Origin of the sequence: Paracoccus sp. (in: a-proteobacteria), from assembly GCF_039808215.1 — a bacterium.
In the GTDB taxonomy this organism is placed as follows: Bacteria; Pseudomonadota; Alphaproteobacteria; order Rhodobacterales; family Rhodobacteraceae; genus Paracoccus.
Map to the genome: position 1 here is coordinate 32,617 of NZ_JBDHSP010000024.1, position 9,392 is coordinate 42,008.

General features: G+C 69.6%; 9 protein-coding genes and 1 pseudogene. 6 read left to right on the forward strand and 4 right to left on the reverse strand.

All coding sequences use genetic code 11. The features are described 5' to 3' along the window. The first annotated feature begins 8 nt into the window (after positions 1-8). A complete protein-coding gene (locus WMK75_RS09985; RefSeq protein ID WP_347267533.1) occupies positions 9-704 on the forward strand; it encodes a DNA alkylation repair protein in 696 nt (231 codons plus the stop codon). Here the strand turns inward: WMK75_RS09985 and WMK75_RS09990 are convergent. Then, positions 695-1,225, reverse strand: coding sequence for a hypothetical protein (locus WMK75_RS09990; RefSeq protein ID WP_347267534.1), 531 nt, complete (start codon positions 1,223-1,225; stop codon positions 695-697). The genes WMK75_RS09985 and WMK75_RS09990 overlap by 10 nt on opposite strands. A 141-nt stretch (positions 1,226-1,366) precedes the next feature. Here WMK75_RS09990 and moaA point away from each other — a divergent pair, with 141 nt between their 5' ends. Beyond that, positions 1,367-2,374 (forward strand): GTP 3',8-cyclase MoaA, encoded by a 1,008-nt coding sequence (gene moaA, locus WMK75_RS09995; RefSeq protein WP_347267535.1) that lies wholly within the window; start codon positions 1,367-1,369, stop codon positions 2,372-2,374. Between the two features lie 7 nt (positions 2,375-2,381). Here moaA and WMK75_RS10000 read toward each other — a convergent pair whose 3' ends face one another. Next, positions 2,382-4,706 (reverse strand): transglycosylase domain-containing protein, encoded by a 2,325-nt coding sequence (locus WMK75_RS10000; protein WP_347267536.1) that lies wholly within the window; start codon positions 4,704-4,706, stop codon positions 2,382-2,384. A gap of 258 nt (positions 4,707-4,964) precedes the next feature. Between WMK75_RS10000 and WMK75_RS10005 the strand changes: the two genes are divergently transcribed. Next, positions 4,965-6,386, forward strand: a complete 1,422-nt coding sequence (locus WMK75_RS10005; protein ID WP_347267537.1) for an ammonium transporter — start codon at positions 4,965-4,967, stop codon at positions 6,384-6,386. Between the two features lie 56 nt (positions 6,387-6,442). Here WMK75_RS10005 and WMK75_RS10010 read toward each other — a convergent pair whose 3' ends face one another. Then, a complete protein-coding gene (locus tag WMK75_RS10010) occupies positions 6,443-7,444 on the reverse strand; it encodes a polyprenyl synthetase family protein (protein WP_347267538.1) in 1,002 nt (333 codons plus the stop codon). Positions 7,445-7,519: 75 nt separating this feature from the next. On the opposite strand from WMK75_RS10010, the gene WMK75_RS10015 reads away from it, so the two are divergent. Genes WMK75_RS10015 through WMK75_RS10025 form a run of 3 tightly spaced genes read left to right on the forward strand, consistent with a single transcriptional unit; the run spans position 7,520 to position 8,706 of the window. Then, positions 7,520-7,732, forward strand: coding sequence for a DUF2007 domain-containing protein (locus WMK75_RS10015; protein WP_347267539.1), 213 nt, complete (start codon positions 7,520-7,522; stop codon positions 7,730-7,732). After that, complete coding sequence (locus WMK75_RS10020) at positions 7,725-8,483, forward strand: methyltransferase (protein WP_347267540.1); 759 nt, start codon at positions 7,725-7,727, stop codon at positions 8,481-8,483. Before WMK75_RS10015 ends, WMK75_RS10020 begins: the two co-directional genes overlap by 8 nt. Positions 8,484-8,541: 58 nt before the next feature. Continuing rightward, positions 8,542-8,706 carry a YdcH family protein gene (locus WMK75_RS10025; RefSeq protein ID WP_347267541.1) on the forward strand — a complete coding sequence of 55 codons (165 nt, stop codon included), beginning with the start codon at positions 8,542-8,544 and terminating at the stop codon, positions 8,704-8,706. Between the two features lie 608 nt (positions 8,707-9,314). On the opposite strand, the pseudogene WMK75_RS10030 reads toward WMK75_RS10025, so the two are convergent. Continuing rightward, positions 9,315-9,392, reverse strand: a pseudogene (locus WMK75_RS10030) (transposase); the annotation flags it as partial.

The window sequence follows — 9,392 nt, forward strand, 5'->3', positions numbered from 1 at the left end:
GAAAGAACATGCAGGAACTGGAGGAGTTGAGGGCGCTGGGTGATCCCGCAAAGGCAGCCGAGATGGCGGCCTATCACAAGGCGCCGCGCGTCTATCTGGGGGTGGCGGTGCCAGTCATCGACGATCTGGCGCGCGGCTGGCGGGCCGGGCTGGACGTGGCGGGGCGGGTCGATCTGGCCGGCCGGCTGTGGGACAGCGATGTGCATGAGGCGCGCATTGCCGCGGCAAAACTGCTGACCCAGGCCCGCATTCGGCCGGATGCAGCAGTCTGGGGACTGATCGTCGGCTGGGTTCCGCAATTCGATGCCTGGGCGATTGCCGATCACGCGATGAAGGCGGGCGAGCGGCGGCTTCTGGCGGAACCGGCGCGGCTTGATGAGGTCGAGGGTTGGTTGGGGCATCCCTTGTTCTGGGTGCGGCGCGCGGCGCTGGTCGGAACCCTGCCCTGGACGCATGTCCGCAACCCCAGGCCCGAGGACCTGGCGCGGCGCGAGCGGCTGCTGTCCTGGCTGACCAGGCTGGCCGATGACCGCGAGTGGTTCATCCAGAAGGCCATCGGCTGGTGGCTGCGCGAACTCTCCAAGCACGATCCGCAGCGCGTGCGCGACTGGCTGGCGGCAGACGGCGCCCGGCTGAAGCCCTTTGCCCGGCGCGAGGCCGGGCGCTGGCTGCCGGAAAACCGCCGGCGCGGCGATCAGTCCTGATAGACCTCCAGCGCGGGCAGGTCGGTCAGGCTGACGCCCAGTGCCTGCAGCGCCGCCATCGAAACCTGGCTGCCGCCGCCGGCGGGCCCGCCCAGCGGCATCAGGCGCACCCTGGCGAATTTCCCGTTCGCCGGGTTGACGATCTTGCCGGCGGAATCGGCTTGCACCAGCGGTGTGCGGATCCACAGCCCGGGCAGCGAGGGATCGCCCAGCGAAGCGATGGTGCTTCCCAGCCGCCGGCCGGTTCCGGTCGAGACCGGGGTCGGGGCCGGCTCGGGCACCGTGGCGGCGGGGGATGCGGCGATGCCGATCGAGGAGCTCGTCAGGCTTTTGCCGGGCGTGCGCGGCGCTGTCCCCTTGAGCGAGGGGCCGGGGATGACCACGGCGCCGGTGGCCGGGTCGGTCATGCTGTCGATCACCGCCACGGTGCCGGGCGCCTCAGGCGCGCGGGCATTCTGGCTGCAGGCCGCCAGCGCAAGGATGGTCAGGGCGCCGGCAAGGCGCAGGGGGGGCCGGGTCATGGGGTGCCTTTGCTGCTGCGTCGCCCCGAAGGCTAGACGCCGCGCCCCGGTCGCGTCCAGCGAAACCCGCGGTTGCGGTTACAGGATCATCAACGGATTGCCCGGCTTGTGCGGCCATGGCGCGGCACCTATCTTGCCGGCATGGAAACGCTGCCCCCCCTGATAGATCCATTCGCCCGGCCGATCACCTATTTGCGGGTCTCGGTCACCGACCGCTGCGATTTTCGCTGCACCTATTGCATGGCCGAGCACATGCAGTTCCTGCCCAAGCGCGACCTGCTGACGCTTGAGGAACTGGACCGGCTGTGTTCGGCCTTTGTCGGCCTTGGGGTGCGCAAGCTGCGCATCACCGGGGGCGAGCCGCTGGTGCGGCGCGACATCATGACGTTCTTTCGTGCCATGTCGCGCCATCTGGGTCAGGGGCTGGACGAGCTGACCCTGACCACCAATGGCAGCCAGCTGGCGCGCTTTGCGGCGGAACTGGCCGAATGCGGTGTGCGACGGGTCAATGTCTCGCTGGATACGCTGGACGAGGGGAAATTCGCGCAGATCACCCGCTGGGGCCGGCTGCCGCAGGTGCTGGAGGGCATCGAGGCCGCCACCCGTGCCGGGCTGCGCGTCAAGATAAACGCCGTGGCGCTGAAGGGCTTCAACGAGGACGAGCTGTTTTCGCTGCTTGACTGGTGCGCCGGGCAGGGCCACGACCTGACCTTCATCGAGGTCATGCCCATGGGCGACATGGGCGAGGAACAGCGGCTGGATCAGTATTGGGCGCTGTCGGATTTGCGCGCACGGCTGGCCGGGCGCTTCACCCTGACCGACCTGACCGAACGCACGGGTGGGCCCGCGCGCTATGTGCGGCTGGAGGAGAGCGGGCAGAAGATCGGCTTCATCACGCCGCTGACGCATAATTTCTGCGAAAGCTGCAACCGCGTGCGCGTCACCTGCACGGGCGAGCTGTTCATGTGCCTGGGGCAGGAGGACCGCGCCGACCTGCGCGCGCCTCTGCGCGCCAGCGCCGATGACGCGCCCCTGCGCGACGCCATCCGCGCCGCGATCGCCCGCAAGCCCAGGGGTCACGATTTCGACTATTCCCGCCAGCATGTCGCCGGGCAGGTCAGCCGCTTCATGAGCCATACCGGCGGCTGAACGCCGCCTATTCCTGGAATACCCCCTGGATGCCGCGCAGGGCCTGGGTCAGCGCGTCCTCGCCGCCGTCGGCGGGGGCCAGCCCGGCCTCGGCGCCGTCGCTGGTCACCGTCTCGGCCGGGAAGGTCGGCGGGGCATTGCCCGCCGGCGCGCCGGGATCGGGCAGGACGCGACCGACCGTTGCCCCGGCCTGGGGCTGCGGCGCGGCCTGGCCAAGCGCCTCGGAAAGCGCCGCGGCCAGCGGGTCCGCGGCGCCGTCCGCGCCGGTGCTGACCACATGCGGCACCGCGCCCTCGGCGTCAAAGACGAAACTGCCCAGCGGCTCGACTGGCAGGCCCTCGTGGATCTCGGCCATCACCGCCTGCCAGACCTCGGCCGGCAACCCGCCGCCGGTCACGCCCTTCAAAGGCTTGTTGTCATCATAGCCCATCCAGACGCCGGTGACATACTGGCCGGTGAAGCCGATGAACCAGGCGTCGCGATAGCTGGAGGTGGTGCCGGTCTTGCCCGCTGCCGGTCGGCCGGACAGCCGCGCCCGCGTGCCGGTGCCGCGTTCGATCACCTGCTGCATCATGCCGATCAGTTCACTCGCCGCCTTTTGCGAGATCACCCGCTGGCCCATGCCGCCGCTCTGGCCGATCAGCGCCTGGTCGTCGCCCTTGATACGCAGTTCGACCAGGCCGTAGGGGCTGACGGCGGTGCCGCCGTTGCGGATGCCGGCATAGGCGGCGGACATGTTCAGCAGCGTCGATTCCGACACGCCAAGCCCCAGCGACGGCCCGCTGGCCAGGTCATGGGCAAAGCCGAAATCCTGCGCCACCCGCCGCACCGCGTCGCGGCCGGCGATTTCCTGCAGGCGGATGGTCGCGGTGTTCAGCGACTGCGAAAGCGCGCGGGTCAGCGTCACCTCGCCCTGGTAGCGGCGGGTATAGTTCTGCGGCGACCACGGCCCCGAGCCGCGCACATTGATTGTCAGCGGTGCATCCAGGACCAAGTCGTTCGGGCCATAGCCCTGGTCCAGCGCCGCGGCATAGACGAAGGGCTTGAAGCTGGAGCCGGTCTGGCGCTGCGCCTGGGTGGCGCGGTTGAAGGCGCCGACCGCCGTCGGGTCGCGCCCGCCGATCATGGCGCGCACCGCGCCGTCCGGCGACATCACCACCACCGCCGCCTCGGCCTTTGATCCCTTGGCCACCTTTTCGTCAAAGATGCGCGTCAGCGCCCGTTCGGCGGCGCGCTGCACGCGCTGGTCGAAGGTGGTCTTGATCGTCACGTCCTCGGTCGTCTCGCTGGTCAGGAAGCCGGGACCGGATTCCATCACCCAATCGGCGAAATACCCCCCTGCCCGCGCCGCCGCCGCCTTGGACAGCACCGCCGGATGCGCCTTGGCATCGGCGAAGCCCGCGTCGTCCAGATAGCCCTGGTCATGCATCAGCCCGAGAATGACCGAGGCGCGGTCCTGCGAGCGCTGCAGGTTCGAGGTGGGCGAGAAATAGCTGGGCGCCTTCAGCAGCCCGGCCAGCATCGCCGCCTCCGAGGCGTTCACCTCGGCCGCCGACTTGTCGAAATAGCGCTGCGCCCCGGCCTCGAAGCCGCGCGCGCCCGCCCCCAGATATGAGCGGTTCATGTAGATGTTCAGGATGTCCGCCTTGGAATACTTGAACTCCATGGCCAGGGCATAGGGCACCTCCTTGACCTTGCGCCAGAGCGAGCTCTTGCGGCACTCGGCCTCGAATTCGGCCTCGGATTTCCAGCGCGTCGGGTCAAAGGTCTCACCAAGGCACAGGAGTTTCGCCACCTGCTGGGTGATGGTCGAGCCGCCATTGCCCTGCAGCGCGCCGCGCCCTTCCGAAAGGTTGATCCTGACGGCGCTGGCGATGCCCTGTGGATCGACGCCGAAATGGCGGTAAAAGCGCCTGTCCTCGGTCGCGACCACGGCATCCTTCAGCACCGGGGCGATCTTGTCGGCGCTGACCATGCCGAAGGTCTCGCCCCGCCAGGCAAAGACCTGGCCCTCGGTGTCCTGCATGGTCACCGAGCCGCGGGCGCGGCCGTCGAACAGGTCCGAGGGCTCGGGCAGGGTGGTGTAGTAATAGGCGCTGGCCAGGAACAGGATCAGCGCCATGGTCAGCCCGAGCCGCCAGAACGAGCCCCAGACCACCCGCCAGACCAGCAGCACCAGCCCGGCGATTCCCCGGGTCACGACATTGCCGCGCCGCGGCCGGCGCGGCGGCCTGCCGCCCGTTCCGCCAGTCTGTTTCTGCCTTTTCTGAGGGGCTTGGTCAAAATTGCGCTTGTCCGCGACAATGCGGCCAGTGCCGGTCGGTTTCGTCATGCCTGCTTTCCTGCCCGGCCGAGTGTTCCGGCCCGTTGCCGCGGAACATACAGGAAAGCACGGGGCTTGAGAACCGCGATGACCAATCGGTGAACTGCCGCGCCCCCGTGCAGCCACCCCCGGATCCGCCTGTTTTTCAGGCAGAGCCCGGATGCGGCGGGCAAGGTTTCGCGCAAGGCTTGTGCCCGGACGGGGTCGGGCGGTTCCCTAGAACACATGAGGGGCTTTGGCGCAACGCAGCAGGAAGGTGCAGGACAGATGATGCGATCAGATGCGATCAGGCGCGCGCGGGCGGCGGTGGCGCTGGCCATGGCGGCGCTGCCGGCGGCAGCACAGCAGGCGGGGGCGCAGCAGGTGGGGGCGGTGGAGAAGGTCGTGGACAAGGGCGACACCGCCTGGCTGATGGTCTCGGCCATCCTGGTCATCGCCATGTCGGTCCCGGGCCTGGCGCTGTTCTATGGCGGGCTGGTCAGGGCGCGCAACATGCTGTCGGTGCTGATGCAGGTGCTGACGATCTTTTGCGTCATCGCGCTGCTCTGGGTCGCGGTGGGCTATTCGCTGGCCTTCAGCGGCGCCGGCAGCGCGGCCGAGGCGGGGCCGGCCACGCCCTTCATCGGCGGGCTGTCGAAGGCGTTTCTGGCCGGCATCGGACCGGCCTCGCTGGTCGAGACCTTCAGCGCCAATGTCCTTGTGCCGGAATATGCCTTCGTCATCTTCCAGATGGCGTTTGCCTGCATCGCCGGGGCGCTGATCACCGGCGCCGTGGTCGAGCGGATGAAATTCGCCGCCGTGCTGCTGTTCGTGGTGATCTGGTTTCTGTTCTCATATCTGCCGATGGCGCATATGGTCTGGTGGTGGGGCGGGCCCAGCGCCCATGACGCGCCCTCGGGCTATCTGTTCGGCCATGGCGCGCTGGATTTCGCCGGCGGCACCGTCATCCACATCAACGCCGGTGTCGCGGGCCTGGTCGCGGCGCTGGCGGTGGGGCCGCGCCTGGGCTACGGGCGCGAGCTGATGGCGCCGCACAACCTGCCCTTCACCTTTCTGGGCGGTTGCCTGTTGTGGGTGGGCTGGTTCGGCTTCAACGCCGGCTCGAACCTCGAGGCCACGGGCACGGCGGCGCTGGCGATGCTGAACACCGCGGTGGCGACGGCGGCGGCGGCGCTGGCCTGGGCCGGAGGCGAATGGCTGCTGCGCGGGCATCCCTCGCTGCTGGGCGGGATCTCGGGAGCGATCGCGGGGCTGGTCGCCGTCACCCCGGCCGCGGGATTCGTGGCGCCGATGGGCGCCATCGCCATGGGGCTGGTCGCCGGATTCGCCTGCATGTGGGTGGTGATCAGCCTCAAGGCGCGGCTGGGCATCGACGAAAGCCTCGACGTGTTCGGCATCCACGGCGTCGGCGGCATCATCGGCGCGCTGCTGACCGGGGTCTTTGCCGCGCCCTCGCTGGGGGGAACCGGCGTCTATGACTATGCCGCCGGCGCGGTGGCGGAATATGATATCGCCGGACAGGTGCTGAAACAGGCGCTGGGCGTGCTGGTCGCGGTGGTCTGGTCGGCGCTGGTGTCGCTTGCGGCCATCGGCCTGGTGCGCGCCCTGACCGGGCTGCGCGTCGCGACGGTGGACGAACGTCAGGGCCTCGACATCACCACGCATGGCGAAAGCGCCTATAACGGCTAGGCCGGCCGCCAGACAGGGCAGGGGGCCCGGCACTGGCCGGGCCATGCCCCATTGCGTCAGGACAGGCGCGAGACGACGAAATCCGCCAGATCCGAGAGGATGGCGCGCAGGCCGTGATCGGGGGCGGCGGCCAGCGCCGCCCTGGCGCGCGCGGCCCAGGCCAGGGCGTCGGCGCGCGCCGCGTCCAGCGCCCCCCGGCGCCGCAGGATCGCCAGCGCGGTTTCCAGGTCGCCTTCCTCCTGCCGGCCAAGGCCGATGGTGCGTTCCCAGAAGGCGCGCTCATCGGCATCGGCGGCGGCGATGGCCTTGATCACCGGCAGCGTCAGCTTGCGTTCGCGGAAGTCGTCACCGGTGTTCTTGCCGATCACCGGCGCGCTGCCGCCATAGTCCAGCAGGTCGTCGACGATCTGGAAGGCGATGCCCAGTGCGTCGCCATAGTCGAACAGCGCCTGCTGCGCCCCGGTCTCGGCCCCCGCCACCACCGCGCCGGCCTCGGTCGCGGCGGAAAACAGCGCCGCGGTCTTGCCGCGCACGATCTGGATATAGGTGTCCTCGCTGGTCGCGATGTCCTGCGCCGCAGTCAGTTGCAGCACCTCGCCCTCGGCGATGGTGGCGCTGGCGTTGGACAGGATGCGCATGACCTGCATGCTGCCGGTGTCGGCCATCAGCTGAAAGCTGCGCGCGAACAGATAGTCGCCGACCAGCACGCTGGATTTGTTGTCCCACAAGAGGTTGGCCGTCGGCCGGCCGCGGCGCTGCCGGCTTTCGTCCACCACGTCGTCATGCAAAAGCGTGGCGGTGTGGATGAACTCGACCGCCGCCGCCAGCAGCACATGGCTTTCGCCCCGATAGCCGCACAGGTTTGCCGCCGCCAGCACCAGCATCGGCCGCAGCCGCTTGCCGCCGGCCTCGACCAGATGCGCGGTCACCTCGGGGATGCGGGGGGCATGGCGGCTGGCCATGCGCGCGCGAATCAGCGCGTTGACCCGGTCCATATCCCCGGCAAGTTCGACTGAGAGCCGGTCGAGCGGCTTTGAGACGTTCTCGTTCATGCCCATCTGCCATTCCCTTTGGCCGCAGGCATTGCCATGTCATGGACATAATCGCAACCGCCCCGTAACAATTCCGGCATCATGAAACAGCTTCTGCGCACCACAGACCCGCTTCTGATCACCCGCGCGGCCGATCTGCTGGCAGCCGAGGGCATCACTGCCTTCCCGGTGGACCAGCACATGAGCGTGCTTGAGGGCTCGCTCGGGATCCTGCCGCGCCGGCTGATGGTGGCCGACCGCGACCTGTTCATGGCGCGTGCCATCCTGCGCGACAACCGCATCCACCATGACTGACCTGCGCGAGGACGCGTTCCTGGGCGGACGGCTGGCCATTGCCCAGCCGGCGCGCGGCTATCGCGCCGGGGCCGATGCGGTGATGCTGGCCGCGGCCTGCCCGGCGCGCGCCGGCGAAAGCGTGCTGGAACTGGGCTGCGGCGCCGGCGTGGCCCTGCTGTGCCTTGGCGCGCGCGTGCCGGGGCTGCGGCTGGTCGGGCTGGAGCTGCAGCAGGATTACGCGGCGCTGGCGCGGCGCAACGCGGCGGCCAATGGCATCGAATCCATGATCTTGCAGGGCGATCTGGCGCGGATGCCGGCCGAGCTGCGGCAGATGGGCTTCGATCACGTCATCGCCAACCCGCCCTATTTCACCGCCGGCACGCCCGCCCCCGACGCGGGCCGCGAACGCGCCCGCCACGAGCTGACGCCGCTGGCCGACTGGCTCGAGGCCGGGCTGCGCCGGCTGCGGCCGGGTGGCCGGCTGACGCTGATCCAGCGCGCCGACCGGCTGGCGGTGATTCTCTCGGCACTGCAGGACCGGGCCGGGGCGCTCACCATCCTGCCGGTCGCGGCGCGCGCCGGGCGCGAGGCGGGGCGCGTCCTTGTGACAGCGCGCAAAGGGGGCAGGGCGCCGCTGCGGCTGCTTTCCCCCTTTGTCATGCATGAAAAACCGTCACATTCCGGCGATGCCGAGGACCTGACCGCCGCCGCGCAGGCGGTGTTGCGCGCCGCCGCGCCGCTGACGCCGATCACCGGCGATTTGAGGTGACAATGTGACGGTTCTGTGCTGCAATTCCTTGGCTCGATCAATCCAGGAGGAGGACGGAATGTCGGTTGAATCCCATGTGCAGGAGCTTCGCCGCAAACACCAGTCACTGTCCAACGCCATCGAGGCCGCGCATCGCAGCCCGGGCGTCGACGACCTCGCCATTGCCCAGATGAAAAAGGAAAAACTGCGCCTCAAGGAAGAGATCTCGCGCCTGTCGCACTGAGCCGCGCGCGGGATGTCATCCGTCCCGCGCCGCCCGGCCGGCGACAGCAACGGCGCCTGCCCGGCCTCGGGCCCGCCGCCAACACGTTCCAGCAGGACGCGACCGGGCCGCAGCACGACTGCGGCCCGATCCTTTTGCCGCCGGGCCACGGCAGCTGCGCCGCTTCCGTGACCGCAGGGCGCCTCCCTTCCCCCCCCCGCCCCGAAAACCTCGGGCCGCGGATCCCTGCGGTGGCGGGCGGCACAGTTTCAGCCTCACCCGCAGCCGCTCGCGCCGGGCGGGGCCAGGGATCTCGGCCCCTGGGCCTGCGGCATCCGAGGCAGTGAGCGGGTTCCGCCGCATGGCGGGAACTCCGCTTCAAGCCCGGCAGCAGGCAGGGACTGCCCCGACGGCAGTCTTTGGCAGCCCGCGGCCTGTGCCGTTCCTTGCTCGATCCGCCTGTCGAAAGGGCCGACGACCCTGCCCAACCCGTCATCCCGCACCCCCGCATGGCGACGGGGCCGCAACCAGCCCTTTGCCATGCCGGGCGGGAACGCGGGTCCGAGGAGCCAATCTGCGGGCAATGACCGGATAACCCGCTGAAGGCTGCTCCCGGGCCGTTGCTTATCCACCCGTGCGATGGCGGCCTTGAGGCCAGTATGGGCGTCGCTGATCACCAGCCTGACCCCGCCGAGGCCCCGGGCGCG

What these genes read in the sequence shown, in the direction of transcription:
- WMK75_RS10020 (WP_347267540.1), top strand. Translation starts at nt 7,725, where the DNA reads ATGACTGACCTGCGCGAGGACGCGTTCCTGGGCGGACGGCTGGCCATT.
- moaA (WP_347267535.1), top strand. Translation starts at nt 1,367, where the DNA reads ATGGAAACGCTGCCCCCCCTGATAGATCCATTCGCCCGGCCGATCACC.
- WMK75_RS10000 (WP_347267536.1), bottom strand. Translation starts at nt 4,706, where the DNA reads ATGACGAAACCGACCGGCACTGGCCGCATTGTCGCGGACAAGCGCAAT.
- WMK75_RS10005 (WP_347267537.1), top strand. Translation starts at nt 4,965, where the DNA reads ATGATGCGATCAGATGCGATCAGGCGCGCGCGGGCGGCGGTGGCGCTG.
- WMK75_RS10015 (WP_347267539.1), top strand. Translation starts at nt 7,520, where the DNA reads ATGAAACAGCTTCTGCGCACCACAGACCCGCTTCTGATCACCCGCGCG.
- WMK75_RS10010 (WP_347267538.1), bottom strand. Translation starts at nt 7,444, where the DNA reads ATGGGCATGAACGAGAACGTCTCAAAGCCGCTCGACCGGCTCTCAGTC.
- WMK75_RS09985 (WP_347267533.1), top strand. Translation starts at nt 9, where the DNA reads ATGCAGGAACTGGAGGAGTTGAGGGCGCTGGGTGATCCCGCAAAGGCA.
- WMK75_RS09990 (WP_347267534.1), bottom strand. Translation starts at nt 1,225, where the DNA reads ATGACCCGGCCCCCCCTGCGCCTTGCCGGCGCCCTGACCATCCTTGCG.
- WMK75_RS10025 (WP_347267541.1), top strand. Translation starts at nt 8,542, where the DNA reads ATGTCGGTTGAATCCCATGTGCAGGAGCTTCGCCGCAAACACCAGTCA.